17 protein-coding genes are annotated in these 15,866 nt (G+C 67.9%); 13 read left to right on the forward strand and 4 right to left on the reverse strand.

The genetic code is table 11. The annotated features are described in order from the left end of the window. Nucleotides 1-2: 2 nt before the first annotated feature. The 3 genes from msrAB to CK625_RS10295 all read left to right on the forward strand — a co-directional run bounded on the left by msrAB (nucleotide 3) and on the right by CK625_RS10295 (nucleotide 2,617). The gene (gene msrAB / locus CK625_RS10285; RefSeq protein ID WP_238945621.1) at nucleotides 3-1,637 is read left to right on the forward strand and encodes a bifunctional peptide-methionine (S)-S-oxide reductase MsrA/peptide-methionine (R)-S-oxide reductase MsrB; all 1,635 of its coding nucleotides are present in this window, start codon (nucleotides 3-5) and stop codon (nucleotides 1,635-1,637) included. A 77-nt stretch (nucleotides 1,638-1,714) separates the two neighbouring features. Continuing rightward, on the forward strand, nucleotides 1,715-2,134 hold the full coding sequence (locus tag CK625_RS10290) for a hypothetical protein (protein ID WP_095540226.1): 420 nt from the start codon (nucleotides 1,715-1,717) through the stop codon (nucleotides 2,132-2,134). 81 nt (nucleotides 2,135-2,215) lie between these two features. Then, on the forward strand, nucleotides 2,216-2,617 hold the full coding sequence (locus CK625_RS10295) for a hypothetical protein (RefSeq protein ID WP_095540227.1): 402 nt from the start codon (nucleotides 2,216-2,218) through the stop codon (nucleotides 2,615-2,617). Nucleotides 2,618-2,631: 14 nt separating this feature from the next. Here CK625_RS10295 and dut read toward each other — a convergent pair whose 3' ends face one another. Further along, the gene (gene dut / locus CK625_RS10300) at nucleotides 2,632-3,081 is read right to left on the reverse strand and encodes a dUTP diphosphatase (protein WP_095540228.1); all 450 of its coding nucleotides are present in this window, start codon (nucleotides 3,079-3,081) and stop codon (nucleotides 2,632-2,634) included. 65 nt (nucleotides 3,082-3,146) lie between these two features. Then, entirely contained in the window at nucleotides 3,147-3,986 is an 840-nt protein-coding gene (locus CK625_RS10305) for a hypothetical protein (protein WP_238945622.1), read from the reverse strand. A 494-nt stretch (nucleotides 3,987-4,480) separates the two neighbouring features. On the opposite strand from CK625_RS10305, the gene CK625_RS10310 reads away from it, so the two are divergent. The 9 genes from CK625_RS10310 (at nucleotide 4,481) to CK625_RS10350 (ending at nucleotide 13,149) form a co-directional block, all read left to right on the forward strand. After that, nucleotides 4,481-5,074: a nitroreductase family protein gene (locus tag CK625_RS10310; protein ID WP_095540229.1), complete on the forward strand. Its 594-nt coding sequence runs from the start codon at nucleotides 4,481-4,483 to the stop codon at nucleotides 5,072-5,074. An 18-nt stretch (nucleotides 5,075-5,092) separates the two neighbouring features. Continuing rightward, a complete protein-coding gene (locus CK625_RS10315; RefSeq protein ID WP_095540230.1) occupies nucleotides 5,093-6,088 on the forward strand; it encodes an LD-carboxypeptidase in 996 nt (331 codons plus the stop codon). 255 nt (nucleotides 6,089-6,343) lie between these two features. Beyond that, nucleotides 6,344-7,291, forward strand: a complete 948-nt coding sequence (locus CK625_RS10320) for a tripartite tricarboxylate transporter substrate-binding protein (protein WP_238945623.1) — start codon at nucleotides 6,344-6,346, stop codon at nucleotides 7,289-7,291. Between the two features lie 291 nt (nucleotides 7,292-7,582). Beyond that, a complete protein-coding gene (locus tag CK625_RS10325; RefSeq protein ID WP_095540232.1) occupies nucleotides 7,583-8,626 on the forward strand; it encodes a type IV pilus twitching motility protein PilT in 1,044 nt (347 codons plus the stop codon). Between the two features lie 18 nt (nucleotides 8,627-8,644). Further along, nucleotides 8,645-9,346, forward strand: a complete 702-nt coding sequence (locus tag CK625_RS10330) for a cyclic nucleotide-binding domain-containing protein (protein WP_095540233.1) — start codon at nucleotides 8,645-8,647, stop codon at nucleotides 9,344-9,346. 69 nt (nucleotides 9,347-9,415) lie between these two features. Further along, nucleotides 9,416-10,552, forward strand: a complete 1,137-nt coding sequence (locus tag CK625_RS10335) for a PilT/PilU family type 4a pilus ATPase (protein WP_095540234.1) — start codon at nucleotides 9,416-9,418, stop codon at nucleotides 10,550-10,552. Nucleotides 10,553-10,624: 72 nt separating this feature from the next. Then, entirely contained in the window at nucleotides 10,625-11,557 is a 933-nt protein-coding gene (locus CK625_RS10340; RefSeq protein WP_095540235.1) for an NAD(P)-dependent oxidoreductase, read from the forward strand. Between the two features lie 347 nt (nucleotides 11,558-11,904). After that, nucleotides 11,905-12,384, forward strand: a complete 480-nt coding sequence (aroQ, locus tag CK625_RS10345) for a type II 3-dehydroquinate dehydratase (RefSeq protein WP_095540236.1) — start codon at nucleotides 11,905-11,907, stop codon at nucleotides 12,382-12,384. 120 nt (nucleotides 12,385-12,504) lie between these two features. Next, complete coding sequence (locus CK625_RS10350) at nucleotides 12,505-13,149, forward strand: DUF6806 family protein (RefSeq protein ID WP_095540237.1); 645 nt, start codon at nucleotides 12,505-12,507, stop codon at nucleotides 13,147-13,149. Nucleotides 13,150-13,277: 128 nt separating this feature from the next. On the opposite strand, the gene murI is transcribed toward CK625_RS10350, so the two are convergent. Further along, nucleotides 13,278-14,108: a glutamate racemase gene (gene murI / locus CK625_RS10355; protein ID WP_095540238.1), complete on the reverse strand. Its 831-nt coding sequence runs from the start codon at nucleotides 14,106-14,108 to the stop codon at nucleotides 13,278-13,280. Between the two features lie 278 nt (nucleotides 14,109-14,386). Here murI and CK625_RS10360 point away from each other — a divergent pair, with 278 nt between their 5' ends. After that, nucleotides 14,387-14,848, forward strand: coding sequence for a low molecular weight protein-tyrosine-phosphatase (locus CK625_RS10360; protein ID WP_095540270.1), 462 nt, complete (start codon nucleotides 14,387-14,389; stop codon nucleotides 14,846-14,848). Nucleotides 14,849-14,994: 146 nt separating this feature from the next. On the opposite strand, the gene CK625_RS10365 is transcribed toward CK625_RS10360, so the two are convergent. Further along, nucleotides 14,995-15,774, reverse strand: a complete 780-nt coding sequence (locus tag CK625_RS10365) for an enoyl-CoA hydratase (RefSeq protein ID WP_095540239.1) — start codon at nucleotides 15,772-15,774, stop codon at nucleotides 14,995-14,997. Nucleotides 15,775-15,866: the final 92 nt, after the last annotated feature.

Raw genomic sequence — 15,866 nt, forward strand, 5'->3', positions numbered from 1 at the left:
CCATGCCATCACACGCAATGCGCCAGCGCGGCTGGCTGGCGCTGTGCCTTCTGGCCGCAGCCATCGCCGCCGCCGTGCTGCTGCTGTTGCCGCTGGCGCGCGCCGACAAGCCCGCACCCGCACCCGTGCCGGCCTGGGCGACGCTGAGCGCGCTGCAGGACGTGCGCGGCCAGCCCGCCAGCGCGCACCTGCAGCCGGGCCGGCCCACGCTGGTCAAGTTCTGGGCCAGCTGGTGCCCGCTGTGCCTGTCGGAATTGCAGCAGACCAACGACTGGGTGCGCGACGGGCAGCTGGGCAAGGTCAACCTGGTCAGCCTGGCCTCGCCCGGCCACCTGGGCGAGAAGGCCAGCGGCGCCTTTGAGCGCTGGTACTCGCGGCTCGAATACCCGCAGCTGCCCGTGCTGCTGGACCACGGCGGCAGCATCACCCAGGCGCTGGGCATCCGCGTCTATCCTTCCTGGGCCTTGTTCGATGCCGACGGCCAGCTGCTGCGCAGCGTGCGCGGCAGCCTGAACGCGGCGCAACTGCAGGCCCTGCTGGCCAATGCCCAGGCCCCGCTGGATGCCACTGCGGCAGCCAGCCCCACCCCATCCCCCGCACCACAGGAGGCGCACACCATGAATCGCAAAACCATCTACCTGGCCGGCGGCTGCTTCTGGGGCCTGGAGGCCTACTTCCAGCGCGTGCCCGGCGTCGTCGATGCCGTCTCCGGCTACGCCAACGGCAAGACCGACAAGCCCAGCTATGAGGACGTGATCCACCGCGGCACCGGCCATGCCGAGACCGTGCGCGTGGACTACGACGCAGATCGCCTGAGCCTGGAAGACATCCTGGAGTACTACTTTCGCGTCATCGACCCCACCAGCCTGAACCGGCAGGGCAACGACCGCGGCACGCAGTACCGCACCGGCATCTACTACACCGACGCCGCCGAGCAACCGCTCATTGCCGCCGCGCTGGCCGCCGAGCAGCGCAAATACGGCCAGCCGCTGGTGGTGGAAAACCTGCCGCTGCGCCAGTTCCACCCGGCCGAGGAGTACCACCAGGACTACCTGCTGAAGAACCCGGGCGGCTATTGCCACATCGACATCCGCAAGGCCGATGAGCCGCTGCAGGGCCGCCAGCAACGCGCGCAGGGCCAACAGGCCCAGGCCAGCCAGGGCAGCAGCCAGGGCGCGGGCTTTGACGCGCAAGCCTGGCGCAAGCCCGACGACGCGGCGCTGCGCCAGCAGCTCACGCCCGAGCAGTACCGCATCACCCAGCAAAGCGGCACCGAGCGCGCCTTCAGCCACGCCTACGACCACCTGTTCGAGCCCGGCATCTATGTGGACGTGGTCAGCGGCGAGCCGCTGTTCAGCTCGGCCGACAAATTCGACTCCGGCTGCGGCTGGCCCAGCTTCACCCGCCCCATCGAGCAGGCCGCCGTCACCGAGCACGAAGACCTGAGCTACAACATGCGCCGCGTCGAAGTGCGCAGCCGCACGGCCGACTCGCACCTGGGCCACGTCTTCCCCGACGGCCCGCGCGACAAGGGCGGCCTGCGCTACTGCATCAACGGCGCCAGCCTGCGCTTCATCCCACTGGCGCAGATGGAGCAGCAGGGCTACGGCGCCTACAAGGCGCAGGTGCAGCGCTGAGGCCCATGCCCTCTCTGGCCAGTGCGCAGAGGGGGCGTGAAAGCCGCAGCCTGTCAAAACCTTGAAAGGAGAGCGACATGAGTGAGCGCGATGAACTGCTGCGGCAACTGTGCCATGCCGCCTTGCAGGAAGTGACACTGCCGCCGCAGTGGCGCAGGCTCATCCTGGTGGGCGTGCTCGGCCAGGGCTTTGCCAGCATGAGCGGCTTTTGCTTCGATGCCGCAGGCCAGGCCCACCCCGTTGCGCCGCGCGGCCAGAGCGTGCGCGCCATGAAGCGCCTGGCCCAGGCCATGGCCGATGCCGACGCCGCAGCAGCGGGCGTGGCGGGCGCGGCTGAGCCGGGCCGCCTCTGGCTGTCCTGCCTGCTGCGCATCGGCAGCGATGGGCCATTCGATGCCGACTTCGAATACCACGACGCCCAGCGCTGGCAGATCACGCCCGCCAACATCGAGCAGCGCATCGCCGAATTTGCCGCCATGCCGCCACCGGGCGGGTAATGCCAAGGCCGGCGAGCGTCGTGCAAAGATGCGGCACGCGCGCTCAGATCGTGCACAAACCCTTCAGCTCAGGAGAGAGACATGGGCCATTGCGACAAACCGCTGCCCCAGGCCGGGGACTTGCTGACCCAGGTGCTGCGCAGCGCCTTGCAGGAAATCCAACTGCCGCCGCAGTGGAGCAAGCTGATCCTGATCGGCGAATACGACGGCTGCGGCGGCATGGGCGGCTTTGCCTTCGATGCTGAAGGCAAGGCCCATGCCGTTGCGCCGCGCGGCGGCCACACTTTGGAGCTTCTTGAGCAATTGGCCCAGGCCATGGCCCAGGACAGCCCCACTGGCAGCCCCTGGCAGGCCTGCCTGCTGCGCTTGGGCAGCGATGGCCGCATGGGCGCGCAGTTCGAATACGAAGACAGCCAGCGCTGGGCCATCACCCCGGCCAACCGCGCGCAGCGCGTGGCCGAGTTTGCCGCCATGCCGGTTTGAGGGGCGAGCCCGGCTCAGCGTGTGCCCGTGGAGCCGTAGCCGCCAGTGCCGCGGCTGCTGGGGGCAAATTGCTTGACCACGCGCAACTGCGCCTGCACCACGGGCACGATCACCAGCTGCGCGATGCGCTCCAGCGGGGCGATCTCGATGGGCTGCTGGCCGCGGTTCCAGGCGCTGACCATCAGCTGGCCCTGGTAATCGCTGTCGATCAGCCCCACCAGATTGCCCAGTACCAGCCCTTGCTTGTGGCCCAGGCCCGAGCGCGGCAGGATCAGCGCGGCATAGCCCGGGTCCTGCAGGTGCATGGCCAGCCCGGTGGGCACCAGCGCCGCTGGCGAGCCGGGCGCCAGCGTCAGGGGCTCTTGCAGGCAGGCGCGCAAGTCCAGCCCGGCGCTGCCGGGGGTGGCGTAGGCGGGCGGTTGCTCGTGCAGGCGGGGGTCGAGGATTTGGATGTCGATTTGCATGGGAAAAACACCGTGGGCCATGCGCCGGGCGCGTGGCGGTTGCGATGGGGGATGACGGGGCGCGATCAGCGCCCGGCAGGCGTTGCTGGCTGGGGCGCGGGGGCTTGGCTGGACGGACTGGCCAGCGCGCCCTGGCGCTGCACGATGGCAATGCGCAGCTCGGTTTGCGCCAGCAGCTCGCCCAAGCCCTGCGCGCGCGCGTACTGCGCCTGGCGCAGCAGCCAGGCCAGCAGCGGCCGGCGCCAGCCCTGGGCCGAGGCGGTGTCGATGGCCAGCGCCATCAGCTCGGGCGAGGCCTGGGCGCTGCGGCGCTGCAGCAAGGCCGCGGCCAGCAGGCGCGAGAGCGGATCTTCGATGGCCCGCAGCGCGCCCAGGCTGGCCGCGTCGATCTGCTGGTGCGCGGCAATGCGCTGCTGCGGCGCGGGCAGGGCGCTGCGCTGCGCCGCATCCAGCGCCTGGCCGTCCAGATAGGCCGCATAGGCGCGCGCCTGGGCCGATGCGCCGGGCGCCAGCGGCGTGAAATCGGCGCAGGGCTGCCAGTGCAGGCTGGCCATTTGCACCGCACACTGGCGCAGCACCAGCAGCGCCAGGGCCTCGGGGCTGCCGGTGCGCGCCACCTGCTGGCGCGCGCGCTGCCACTCCAGCTGCGCCACGCGCTCGTCGCCATCGAGGTAGGCCGCCTGGGCCAGCTCGGCCGAGGCCAGCGAGCGCACCTGCCACTGCGCCGGCGGCGGCTTGCTGCTACAGGCCGCCAGCAGGCCCATGAGGCCCAGCAGACTGCCCAGCAGCGCCAGGCGCCAGCGACCGGGCCGGCGATCGGGCCAGCTGGCGGCATTGGCCCGAGCCAACAGGCCGCAGGGCGGGGCAGGGGGGCAATCGGGCAAGCGGGGCGGGTTCAACGGCATGGCGGGCAATGATGGGCCTTGAGAAGAAACTGGCCAGCAGCCGCATGGCGCTTGGCACTTGGGCTTGGCACTTGGGCTTGGGCTTGGGCTTGGGCTTGGGCTTGGGCTTGGGCTTGGGCTTGGGCCGGTATGATCGCGCAGCTTCTTCGGGCCTGTTCACGAGTTGGGCGCAGACGGCAGGCATCCAGCCGCGCTGCGCGCCAGCGCCGTGGACAGGCCCGAGCCGACGCAGCAAGGGCAGGCAGTATGCCTTGATTTATCGCGGCGCAGCCCGCCCCAGCCAACCCGATGGCCCTCTTGGAGCCTGTTCAAAATCCCGGTGCGCGCGGGCAAGAAGCGGTTGGGAATGGGCAGCCGGGCGCCACCTTGCGCATATCACGCCGCCATGGCCGAAGCGATGGCCAGGCGTGTGCAACGCAAGCAGTCCGCCCCAATCCGCGCTCTTGCCAGCCGTGCAGAGATGTTGAACAGATTCTTGTAATGAAAGGATTTTCATGTCACCCACCAGTGCCCCCGAGCAGCTTGGCAACGCCGCGCTGCAGCGCATGTTGCAGCGCCGCTCGGCCTGGCCGCTGGCCCAGCCCGGCCCGGACGAGCAGACCTTGCAGCGCATCCTCGGCGCGGCCGCGTGCGCGCCCGACCACGCCGGCCTGATGCCCTGGCGCTTCAAATACGTGCGCGATGCGCAGCGCCAGCAGTTGCTGCAGCAGGTGCTGGCCTGCCCCGAGGCGCAAACGCCGCAGGCGCAGGACATGCACGGCAAGTTCACCGCCAAGCTCACCACGGCGCCCGTGGTCATCGTGCTGGCCGAGCGGCAGGTGCCGCACCCCAAGGCGCCCGATTTCGAGCAAACCCTGGCCTGCGGCGCGGCGGTGATGAACATGCTCAATGCCGCGCATTTCCTGGGCTTTCATGGCTTTTGGTCCACCGCGCCGGGGGTGCTGCCCGAGCTGCTCAAGCGCGTCATGGGTTTTGAGCCGGGCGATCGCATCCTCGGCCTGCTGAACCTGGGCACGCCGCCGCACACGCCCAGCACGCCGCCGCGCCCGCAGGTGAGCGCCTACGCTCAGCCCTGGCCGAGCGCCTGATCACCCGCTTGCACAGCCATGCCCCCAGCCAACCACCCCTGCACGCCAGCCTGCGCCTGCCATGCCCAGCAAGATGGGCATGGGCAGCGGCCCGAGCGTGCCCGCCAGGTCTACGTGTATTCGCCCAGCGGCGCCGTGCGCGACCGCGCCGCGCTGCGCCGTGGCGTGCGCCGCCTGCAGCAGGCCGGCTTTGCCCTCACGCTCGATGAGGGCGCGCTGCTGCGCGAGAGCCGCTTTGCCGGCACGCACGCCCAGCGCCTGGATGCGCTGCACCGCGCCGCGCGCAGCGGCGCCGATGTGGCCCTGATCAGCCGCGGCGGCTACGGCCTGAACCACCTGCTGCCGCACATTGATTACGCGCTGCTGGCGCGCGCCATCGCCCAGGGCACGCAGTTCATGGGCTTTAGCGACTTCACGGCGCTGCAGCTGGCGCTGCTGGCGCACACCGGCGCCATCAGCTGGGCCGGCGCCAGCCTGTGCGCCGACTTCGGCACTGCCCAGCCGCCCGACGAGATCACCCAGGCCTGCTTCGAGGACGTGGCCCATGGCATTGCCGAGGGCACGGGCTGGCGCATCGGCAAGGAGTGCGCAGCGGCCTACCAGGGCCTGCACATCGAGCAGGCCCGGCTGTGGGGCGGCAATCTGGCCGTGCTGGCCTCGCTGATCGGCACGCCGCACCTGCCGGCCATCGAGGGCGGCATCCTGTTTCTGGAAGATGTGGGTGAGGCCCCCTACCGCGTCGAGCGCATGCTGGTGCAGCTGGAGCAGGCCGGCATTCTGGCGCGCCAGCAGGCGCTGCTGCTGGGCCACTTCACCGAAGCGCCGCCAGCCCCGCGCGAGCGCGGCTACCACCTGGGCAGCATCATCGCAGCACTGCGCGAGCGCACCGGCCTGCCGGTGCTGACCGGCCTGCCGTTCGGCCACGTGCGCACCAAGGTCTGCCTGCCCGTGGGCGCCAAGGTGCAGCTGCAGGTGGGCGCGCGCGAGGCCATGCTGGTCTGGGGCCATTTGTAAGAGGCAGCAGTCCGATCCTGAACAGGCTTTCTCCAGCCGGCACTGCGGAAACTTGACGCTTGTGCAACGATTGCGACACCTGGGTCCTGGTCTGGCTCAATTGTGAATAAATGCAATTTACAATGCGGCACTCCCTGTCGGCGCCCCTGCCTGTGAGGCTTGGGCGCCGTTTCCAAGACCCTGTTTCCATCAAAGGACTGTGAGATGGCTCGTCGACTCTCTGCATTGGCTCTGCTTCCCGTCAGCCTGGCTGCCATGGCTTTGACACAACCTGCCCAGGCGCAGGACTATCCTGGCAGCAAGCCGATCACCATCATCGTTCCGTTCTCCGCAGGCGGCCCCACCGACAAGGTGGCGCGCGATTTTGCCGATGCGCTGCGCAAGCACCTGGGCAATGCCTCGATCGTGATCGACAACGCCGCCGGCGCCGGCAGCACCATCGGCCTGGCCAAGGCCGCCCGCGCCAAGCCCGATGGGCACACCCTGCTGGTGGCGCACATCAGCATGTCCACCGTGCCTTCGCTCTATCGCAAGCTGTCCTTCAACGTCAAGGAAGACTTCGAGTATCTGGGCATCATCAATGACGTGCCGATGACGCTGATCAGCCGCCCGACGCTGGAGGCCAACAACTACTCCGAGCTGATGAGCTGGGTCAAGGGCCAGAAGGATGGCGTCAACCTGGGCAATGCCGGTCTGGGCTCGGCCTCGCACCTGTGCGGCCTGATGTTCCAGGACGCCACCAATATCCAGATGGTGACCGTGCCCTATGGCGGCACCGCGCCGGCCATCGCCGACCTGCTGGCAGGCCAGATCGACCTGCTGTGCGACCAGACCACCAACACCACGCCGCACGTCTCGGCCAAGAAGGTCAAGGCCTTTGCCGTGACCACGCCCAAGCGCCTGGAGGCCCCGGCCTACAAGGAGCTGCCGACGCTGGACGAGGCTGGCCTGAAGGACTTCAACGTCACGATCTGGCACGGTCTGTACGCGCCCAAGGGCACGCCCAAGGAAGTGGTGACCAAGCTCAACGCCGCGCTGAAGGAAGCGCTCAAGGACCCCGAGTTCATCAAGCGCCAGAGCGATCTGGGCGCGGTCGTGGCCACCGACGAGCGCACCAACCCCGAGCAGCACAAGGCCTTTGTCGCTTCGGAAATCGAGAAGTGGGGCGCCGTGATCAAGGCCGCCGGCCAGTACGCGGACTGATCCCGTCGCTTGGCGTCTGCCAAACGGCCCTGCGGGGCCGTTTTTTGTTGCGCAGTGCGCAGCGCCGCCATGCAAACGTTGGCAATTGGCGACAGAGTAAACAACGTGATCAATTGCGCCTGTGCTGCCCGGCGCGGCGCTGGATGGGCCCAGGCGGTGGCTTGGCCCTAGGCAATGCGCGCGCTGGCCTGGGTGTCGCCGCGGCTGCGCGTGCCGTGACTGGCGGTTGTGAGGCAGGGCGCGAATGGTGATAATCGCCTGCAATCGTATCGACTGATAGGAAATGTAAACGTGGACATCACCCAATTGCTGGCCTTCAGCGTCAAGAACAAGGCATCGGACTTGCACCTCTCGGCGGGCCTGCCGCCGATGATTCGCGTCAATGGCGACGTGCGGCGCATCAACGTCGAGCCGCTGGACCACCGCACGGTGTTCTCGATGGTCTACGACATCATGAGCGATGCCCAGCGCAAGACTTATGAGGAGTTCCTGGAGGTGGACTTCTCGTTCGAGATCGACGGCCTGGCGCGCTTTCGCGTCAACGCCTTCAACCAGAACCGTGGCGCGGCGGCGGTGTTCCGCACCATTCCCAGCAAGGTGCTGACGCTGGAGCAGCTCAACGCGCCGCGCATCTTTGCCGACCTGGCGCTCAAGCCGCGCGGGCTGATTTTGGTGACCGGGCCGACCGGCTCGGGCAAGTCCACCACGCTGGCGGCCATGATCAACCACCTCAACGAGAGCGAGTACGGCCACATCCTGACGGTGGAGGATCCGATCGAATTTGTGCACGAGAGCAAGAAGTGCCTGATCAACCAGCGCGAGGTCGGGCCGATGACGCACTCGTTCACGGCCGCGCTGCGCTCGGCGCTGCGTGAAGACCCGGACGCCATCCTGGTGGGCGAGCTGCGCGACCTGGAGACCATCCGCCTGGCCCTGACCGCCGCCGAGACCGGCCACTTGGTGTTTGGCACGCTGCACACCTCCAGCGCGGCCAAGACCATTGACCGCGTGATCGACGTTTTCCCCGCCGAGGAAAAGGAGATGGTGCGCTCCATGCTGTCCGAATCGCTGGAGGCCGTGATCTCGCAGACGCTGCTCAAGACCAAGGATGGCAACTCGCGCGTGGCCGCGCACGAGATCATGCTGGGCACGCCCGCGATCCGCAACCTGATCCGCGAGGCCAAGGTGGCGCAGATGTACTCGACCATCCAGACCAGCCAGAACCAGGGCATGCAGACGCTGGACCAGAACCTGGTGGAGCTGGTGCGCCGCAACGTCATCAGCGCGCGCGATGCGCGCCTGAAGGCCAAGATGCCGGAAAACTTCCCCGTCTGATGGACTGGAGAGTGGTTCGTGTGGTGGGGTAGCAGAAAAAAAGAGAGGGAGCGCGGCGAGAGCCTGGCGCCATGGGCGCCCACCGGGGCCAACGGCCAGCCCGCCGCCGCCGCTGCGCTGCCGGCCGAGCCTGGGCAACTGGCGCGGCAGGCGGGCGAATCCGAATCGGTGCTGTTTCAGTCGCTGATCCTGCCCCATGCGGGCAGCGCGCAAGTCATCGTGCCCTGGAGCGCGCGCGCCCAGGAGCTGGGCGCGCGGCGCATCGGCCAGGAGCGGGGCATCGGCCTGCTGCAGACGGCCTGGGCGCGCCAGGGCCCCAGCCAGCCGTTCAACCGCCAGGAGCTGGCGCTGCTGGGCACCTTCTTCGAATACCACAGCCTGCCGGCCGACCGCGAGATCATCCAGCAGGACGAGTACGGCGACTACATGATGGTGCAGCTCAATGGCGTGATGGCCGTGGAGCGCGCAGGCCCCAATGGCCAGCCGGTGCGCATGGCCGAGACCCACGTGGGCGACCTGATCGGCGAGATGTCGCTGCTCGACCAGGGGCTGCGCTTTTCCTCCTGCGTCAGCCTCACGCCCTGCGAGCTGGCCGTGCTCACGCGCGATGGCCTCGATGAAATGATGCACAATCAAGCGCAGTTGGCGGCCCGTCTGGTGCTGCTGCTGGCTCGCAAGTTGTCGGTGCGGCTGCGCGCCGTGAGCTCCAAGCTCAAATGAAGAACAACGGGCCCTCTGGCCCATGCGGCCTGCGGCGCAGGCCCAGCCCGATCATCAAGGGAGAAGACAATGGAACGCGATCAGGCCAGTAAATTCATCAACGATCTGCTGCGGCTGATGGTCAGCCGCAATGGCAGCGACTTGTTCATCACCGCCGACTTCCCGCCGGCCATCAAGGTCGATGGCAAGGTCTCCAAGGTTTCGCCGCAGCCGCTGACGCCGGCGCACACCCTGGCGCTGGCGCGCTCCATCATGAGCGACAAGCAGGCCGCCGAGTTCGAGCGCACCAAGGAGGCCAACTTCGCCATCTCGCCCGCGGGCGTGGGGCGCTTTCGCGTCAACGCCTTTGTGCAGCAAGGCCACGTGGGCCTGGTGCTGCGCGTCATCCCGCTGAACGTGCCCACCATCGACGGCCTGGGCCTGCCGCAGGTGCTCAAGGACGTGGCCATGAGCAAGCGCGGCCTGTGCATCCTGGTGGGCGCCACCGGCTCGGGCAAGTCCACCTCGCTGGCGGCCATGGTGGACTGGCGCAACGAGCACTCCTACGGCCACATCGTCACCATCGAGGACCCGGTGGAATTCGTGCACGCGCACAAGAACTGCGTCATCACCCAGCGCGAGATCGGCCTGGACACCGACGGCTGGGAAGTGGCGCTAAAGAACTCGCTGCGCCAGGCGCCAGATGTGATCCTCATGGGTGAGATCCGCGACCGCGAGACCATGGAGCACGCCATCGCCTTTGCCGAAACCGGCCACCTGTGCCTGGCCACGCTGCACGCCAACAGCTCCAACCAGGCCATGGACCGCATCATCAACTTCTTCCCCGAGGAGCGCCGCGCCCAGCTGCTGATGGACGTGTCGCTGAACCTGCGCGCCATCATGTCGCAGCGCCTGGTGCCGCGCCAGGATGGCAAGGGGCGCATCGCCGCGATCGAGGTGCTGCTCAACACCCCGCGCGTGGCCGACCTGATCTTCAAGGGCGAGGTCGCCGAGATCAAGGAGGCCATGAAGCTCAGCCGCAACCAGGGCATGCAGACCTTCGATCAGGCGCTGTTCGACCTGTTCGAGGCCAACGTCATCAGCTACGAGGATGCGCTGCGCAATGCCGACTCGCTCAACGACCTGCGCCTGCAGATCAAGCTGCACAGCACGCGCGCGCGCACCAAGGACTTGGCCGCCGGCACCGAGCACCTCTCCGTGGTGTGATCGCGCATATGCGCCGCCATGGCCGCACGCTGCGGCCTTTTTTCTTTGACCTGCAAGATTTTGACTCCCCTCATGAGCGCATCGATCCGCCCCAGAACCTATGACCCCACCCCGCCCAAGCGCCTGGCCTTTATCGGCCTGGGCGTCATGGGCTACCCCATGGCCGGGCACCTGGCCGCGGCCGGCCATGCAGTGACGGTCTACAACCGCACGGCCAGCAAGGCCGAGCAATGGCTGCAGGAGTTCTCCGCCCTGGGTCTGGCGCAGCCGCTGCGCCACGCGGCCACGCCGGCCGAGGCGGCGCAGGACGCCGACATTGTGCTGGGCTGCGTGGGCAACGACGACGACCTGCGCGCCGTCACCAGCGGGCCTGGCGGCGCCTTCGAGGGCATGGCCGCTGGCGCCATCTACGTGGACCACACCACCGCCTCGGCCGACGTGGCGCGCGAGCTGGCGCAGCTGGCGCAGCAGCGCGGGCTGCACTTTCTTGATGCGCCCGTCTCCGGCGGCCAGGCCGGGGCGCAAAACGGCCAGCTCACCGTCATGTGCGGTGGCCAGCAGCCCGTCTTCGATGCCGTTGCGCCCGTGGCGGCGGCGTTCTCGCGCGCCTTCACGCTCATGGGCCCGGCCGGCGCCGGGCAGCTGACCAAGATGGTCAACCAGATCGCCATCGCCGGCCTGGTGCAGGGCCTGGCCGAAGCCGTGGCCTTTGGCCAGCAGGCCGGGCTGGACATCCCCAAGGTCATCGACGTCATCAGCAAGGGCGCAGCGCAAAGCTGGCAGATGGAAAACCGCGCCGTGACCATGGCCCAGGGCCAGTTCGACTTCGGCTTTGCCGTGGACTGGATGCGCAAGGACCTGGGGCTGGTGCTGGCCGAAGGCCGCCGCAATGGCGCCCATCTGCCGGTGACGGCGCTGGTGGACCAGTTTTATTCCGACGTGCAGGCCCTGGGCGGCGGGCGCTGGGACACTTCCAGCCTGATTGCCCGGCTGCGCCGGCTCTAGAGCAGTTTTGATTCTGATGAAGACATTTCCTGCAAGCGCCGCCTTCTCTCGTACTCGTCACACCCGCGAAGGCGGGTGTCCAGTTGCGACGCTGACGGGGCGCCGCCGCCATGCGCCAATCCCCTCTCGTGTGCAAGGATGGCGCTGGATGCCCGCCTTCGCGGGCATGACGAGAGCGACTTGCGAGATGGCGATGCCAGTCAGCGGCCAGGTCTTGGATTTGTCAACGTTCGAGCAGAACACGCTCTAAGAGCCTGTTCAAAGCCTGCTGCTTGGCAGGGCGCGCGCTGCCCCGGCCCGGCATCCATCCCCAAGCCTTGATTTGAATTCCTGAGCGACTGCCCGCCATGACCGACACCGCCGCACCCCGCCGCACCGTCTTCATCCTCAACGGCCCGAACCTGAACCTGCTGGGCACGCGCGAGCCCCAGATCTATGGCCAGCAAACGCTGGCCGACGTGGAGGCGCTGTGCCAGCAGCGCGCCGCGCAGCACGGCCTGCAGGCGCGCTGCCACCAGAGCAACCATGAAGGCGCGCTGATCGACTGGATCCACGAGGCCGGGCGCCTGCACCAGCAAGGCTTGCTGGCCGGCGTGGTGCTCAACGCCGGGGCCTACACCCACACCAGCATCGCGCTGCACGACGCCATCAAGGGCACGGGCGTGCCGCTCATTGAGCTGCACATCAGCAACGTCCACGCGCGCGAGCCCTTTCGCCACCACTCCTGCATCGCCAGCGCGGCCAAGGCCGTGATGTGCGGCCTGGGCGTGGCCGGCTACGGCCTGGCCATCGACGCGATTGCGCAGTGGGGCCGGCCGCCGCAGTAAGCCCAGTCAGCGCCGAAACGGCCCGCCCTGCACCGCGGCCTTGCCCGGCGCGTTATAGTGTCAGCCCTGCGGCGCAGCGGGCCTGGGCCTGCTGCCGCGCACTTGAACCGAAGGCCTGCTATGACCAACGATAACGACTACCCATTTGAAATCCACGTGCATGGACAAGTCTTCGTGCGCCCCGATGTGGGCTTTGCCGCCATCGAGGAAGCCCTCAAGCCCATGTGGCGCTATGCCGGCGCGCGCTCGCTGGCGGCCGCGGCTGTGGGCTACTACGAAGAAGAGCCGGGCATTGAATTCATCGCCCGCGAGCACGCGCTGCAGATGTGCTGGACGGTGCGCGGCGACGAGGACTTCCGCCAAGTCATCGACGAGGTCTGCATGAACCTCAACGACTTGGCCGACCGCGGCTGCGTGATCGAAGTGACCTTCTACGATCGCGCCTTCGACGAGGCCGAAGAAGAAGACGGCCCCGCCCATGAAGATGAAGCGCGCGACGACTTCTTCCTGCTGTTCGTCGGCCCCACGCCCTCGGCCATCATGCAAATCCAGCGCGATCTGCTGGTGCAGGACGTGGTGGCGCTGATGGAGCGGCACTTCGAGGCCAGCGAGCTCACCGGCGTCGTGCAGGAAATCGACCGCCTGTTCACCGGGCGCTTCGATGCGCTGGTCAGCTCGCTGGAGCTGGGCCGCCCGCCGCGCGGCGGCTCCGGCCCGGGCGGTGGCGGCCACGGCGGCGGGCGCCGCCCGCGCCACCTGCACTGAGAGATCGTCAACAGGCCCTGAGCTTTGGCGCCAGCGCCTGGTATTTGTACAGCCCGCCTTTGGCGGGCTGTACTTTTTTGCGTGCTCGTGGCCGCAGCCGCAGCCGGGGCAGAGGCGCTGACGCTGACTCAATGCGGCGGCAAATGCCGTGCGGCCTGGCGTTGCAGAAAGTGCAAATCGCCATTGCTGCACAGCTCCAGCCAGGCTGGCGTCGGTCCGCCAGGGCAGGGGGAGGCGCTGGCCAGCAGCTGCGCCTGCGCCAGGCGGCGCTGGGTCTGCTGGGCCACGGCCGCCGCGCTGTCAATCAGGCGCAGGCCCGCAGGCGCATGGCGCAGCAGCGCCGCAGCCGCCAGCGGGTAATGGGTGCAGCCCAGCACGATGCAGTCCACCGGCGGCAGCGCCGCATCTTCAGATCCATCTTCAGCCGCCGGGCGCAGCGCCTGCGCCATGTAGCGCGCGCACAGCGCGTCGATCCGCGTCGCATCGTCCTGCTCGATCGCTGCAGCCAGGCCAGGGCAGGGCACATCGTGCACGGCCGCCTGCGTGGCCCACTGCTGGCGCAGCGCCTGGTACTTGCGGCTGCGCAGCGTGCGCTCGGTGGCCAGCACCGCCACCTGGCCGCTGCGGCTGGCCTGCACGGCCGGTTTGATGGCCGGCTCGACGCCGATGATGGGCAGATCGGCAAAGCGCTCGCGCAACTGCCCAATGGCCACGGTCGTGGCGGTGTTGCAGGCCACCACCAGCAGCTTGATGCGCTCCTGCTCCAGCAACTGCTGCGTGATCTGCATGCAGCGCTGCATGATGAAGGCATCGTCGCGCTCGCCATAAGGCGCATGCCTGGCGTCGGAGAAATACACGAAGCGCTCATGCGGCAGCGCCTGGCGCAGCGCCCGCAGAATGCTCAGGCCGCCAATGCCGCTGTCGAAAACACCAATGGGGGAAGCGGCAAACTGGGGCATGCAAAAGAGTGGAAGGGGCGAAAGACAAAGCGCCCGCTGCGGTAAAAGGGCGGCAAAGTGCGCGATTGTATGCGCCGCACCGTGGCCTGCTCATCCGATAGCATGGCGTGCACGACAGGGCTGCTGCCGTGCGCGCGACATTTTTGCGTTGCCGGGCCTTGGTAGAGATTTTCTGGATTGTTGGAATCGGTTTTTTTGAGGAGATAGCCATGACCCTTCGCCCCCCTGTGCTGGAGCACCTGCAGCATTTGCCGCCTGGGCAGGCTGTGCGGGTGTTGATGGTGTGCATGGGCAATATTTGCCGCAGCCCAACGGCCCATGGCGTGTTGCAGGCCAAGGTGACGGCGGCGGGGTTGCAGCAGGCGGTCGAGGTGGATTCGGCCGGCACGCACGATTACCACGTGGGCGAGCCGCCCGATGCGCGGGCCCAGCAGCATGCGCTGCGGCGCGGTTATGACCTCAGCGGCCAGCGTGCGCGGCAGTTGCAGGCGCGGGATTTTTCGGTGTTTGATCTGGTGCTGGTGATGGATACGGCCAATGAGCGCCTGGCCCAGGCGCTGTGCCCGCCTGCGCAGCGCCACAAGCTGCAGCGGCTGGCGGCTTTTGCCAGCCGGCATGCGGTGGCGGAGGTGGCTGATCCCTACTATGGCGGGGCCGAGGGCTTCGAGCAGGTGCTGGATTTGGTGGAGGATGCCTGCGATGGCTTGCTGGCGCAGTTGCAGGCCAGCGGGCGCTGGTGAGTGCAGGTGAGCGCGGGTGAGCCCTGGCGCGGCGCGCCGCCGTCGCCTTGGGCGGCGCGCATGAAAAAGCGCCCGGTGAGGGCGCTTGGGAATGTGGGGAATGCGGGGCAATAAGCGGGCATCGCGGGCGATGCCCGTGGTGGTTTTTATTGGTTCTTGAACTGCGCCGGGCGCTTGTTGACGAAGGCGTCCATGCCTTCTTTCTGGTCTTGCGTGGCAAACAGTGCGTGGAACAGGCGGCGCTCGAACATCACGCCGTCGGACAGGCCGCTTTCAAAGGCGCGGTTGACGGCTTCCTTGGCGGCGATGGCGGCAATGAGCGAGTAGCTGCAGATCGTCAGCGCCGCGCCCAGGGCTTCTTCCATCAGCTTGTCGGTGGGCACCACGCGGCTGACCAGGCCCGAGCGCTCGGCTTCCTGCGCGTCCATCATGCGGCCGGTGAGGTTCATGTCCATGGCCTTGGCCTTGCCCACGGCGCGCGGCAGGCGCTGCGTGCCGCCTGCGCCGGCGATCACGCCCAGCTTGATTTCGGGTTGGCCGAACTTGGCGTTCTCGGCGGCGATGATGAAGTCGCACATCATGGCCAGCTCACAGCCGCCGCCCAGGGCGTAGCCGCTGACGGCGGCGATGACGGGCTTGCGCACGCTGCGGATGGTTTCCCAGTTGCGGGTGATGAAGTCGCCTTTGTAGGCGTCGATGAAGTTGTACTTGGCCATGGCCGTGATGTCGGCGCCGGCGGCAAAGGCTTTTTCGCTGCCGGTGACAATGATGCAGCCAATGCTGTCGTCGGCGTCAAAGGCCTTGAGGGCCTGGCCCAGCTCGGTCATGAGCTGGTCGTTCAGGGCGTTGAGGGCCTTGGGGCGGTTGAGGGTGATGATGCCGACTTTTTCCGCTTCGGTGCGCACTTCGATGGTTTCGTAGGCCATGGGTTGGTCTCCTGGTTGAAAAAGTGAAGAAAAAAACGGGGTTTGCGCTGCGCTGCCGATGGCAGCCTGGGGCAGACGCCAAGCAAAACCGC

The sequence above is a fragment of the Vandammella animalimorsus genome (genome assembly GCF_002285265.1).
GTDB lineage: Bacteria > Pseudomonadota > Gammaproteobacteria > Burkholderiales > Burkholderiaceae_C > Lampropedia.

What these genes read in the sequence shown, in the direction of transcription:
- CK625_RS10315 (WP_095540230.1), top strand. Translation starts at nt 5,093, where the DNA reads ATGCCCCCAGCCAACCACCCCTGCACGCCAGCCTGCGCCTGCCATGCC.
- CK625_RS10295 (WP_095540227.1), top strand. Translation starts at nt 2,216, where the DNA reads ATGGGCCATTGCGACAAACCGCTGCCCCAGGCCGGGGACTTGCTGACC.
- aroQ (WP_095540236.1), top strand. Translation starts at nt 11,905, where the DNA reads ATGACCGACACCGCCGCACCCCGCCGCACCGTCTTCATCCTCAACGGC.
- CK625_RS10360 (WP_095540270.1), top strand. Translation starts at nt 14,387, where the DNA reads ATGGTGTGCATGGGCAATATTTGCCGCAGCCCAACGGCCCATGGCGTG.
- CK625_RS10340 (WP_095540235.1), top strand. Translation starts at nt 10,625, where the DNA reads ATGAGCGCATCGATCCGCCCCAGAACCTATGACCCCACCCCGCCCAAG.
- dut (WP_095540228.1), bottom strand. Translation starts at nt 3,081, where the DNA reads ATGCAAATCGACATCCAAATCCTCGACCCCCGCCTGCACGAGCAACCG.
- CK625_RS10290 (WP_095540226.1), top strand. Translation starts at nt 1,715, where the DNA reads ATGAGTGAGCGCGATGAACTGCTGCGGCAACTGTGCCATGCCGCCTTG.
- msrAB (WP_238945621.1), top strand. Translation starts at nt 3, where the DNA reads ATGCCATCACACGCAATGCGCCAGCGCGGCTGGCTGGCGCTGTGCCTT.
- murI (WP_095540238.1), bottom strand. Translation starts at nt 14,108, where the DNA reads ATGCCCCAGTTTGCCGCTTCCCCCATTGGTGTTTTCGACAGCGGCATT.
- CK625_RS10350 (WP_095540237.1), top strand. Translation starts at nt 12,505, where the DNA reads ATGACCAACGATAACGACTACCCATTTGAAATCCACGTGCATGGACAA.
- CK625_RS10320 (WP_238945623.1), top strand. Translation starts at nt 6,344, where the DNA reads ATGGCTTTGACACAACCTGCCCAGGCGCAGGACTATCCTGGCAGCAAG.
- CK625_RS10305 (WP_238945622.1), bottom strand. Translation starts at nt 3,986, where the DNA reads ATGCCGTTGAACCCGCCCCGCTTGCCCGATTGCCCCCCTGCCCCGCCC.
- CK625_RS10335 (WP_095540234.1), top strand. Translation starts at nt 9,416, where the DNA reads ATGGAACGCGATCAGGCCAGTAAATTCATCAACGATCTGCTGCGGCTG.
- CK625_RS10365 (WP_095540239.1), bottom strand. Translation starts at nt 15,774, where the DNA reads ATGGCCTACGAAACCATCGAAGTGCGCACCGAAGCGGAAAAAGTCGGC.
- CK625_RS10310 (WP_095540229.1), top strand. Translation starts at nt 4,481, where the DNA reads ATGTCACCCACCAGTGCCCCCGAGCAGCTTGGCAACGCCGCGCTGCAG.